1 protein-coding gene is annotated in these 507 nt (G+C 54.4%); it reads left to right on the plus strand.

The annotated features are described in order from the left end of the window. A partial coding sequence (locus tag OP495_RS18740) for a transposase (RefSeq protein ID WP_280571299.1) occupies positions 1 to 507 on the plus strand: 507 nt, incomplete at both ends.

Here is a 507-nt window from a genome sequence, read left to right on the forward strand (position 1 = left end):
TGCTGACATGCTGCGTCTCTACCTTTATGGATACCTTCAACAGATCCGCTCGTCGCGTCGTCTGGAACGCGAGTGCCAGCGCAACATCGAGCTGATGTGGTTGCTCAACCGGCTGACCCCAGACTTCAAGACGATTGCTGAGTTTCGACGCAAGCATCCTCAAGCCTTTCGTCAACTCTGCCGGCACTTCATCCGCTTCTGTCGTGATGCTGGCTGGCTAGGAAGCCGTAAGGTTGCCATCGATGGCAGCAAATTTGGTGCAGTCGCCAGCAAGAAAAGAGTCGTCAAGTCGGAAGACTTAAAACGTGATGAACAGCGGCTAAACGAGCGCATTGATGCCTGGTTAAATGAGCTCGATGAAGCTGACCACGATGAGGCTCATCGTGGCCAACGCCGCCGTTCACTTGAGCAACTCCAAAGAATGCGTGATCAAGTTCAGGATAGCCGTGAGCGCATGGAACGGCTCGGCATTCGCCAATGTGTGGTCGGTGAGCCGGATGCCAAGCT

The sequence above is a fragment of the Chromohalobacter sp. 296-RDG genome (assembly GCF_029889885.1).
Lineage (GTDB): Bacteria > Pseudomonadota > Gammaproteobacteria > Pseudomonadales > Halomonadaceae > Chromohalobacter.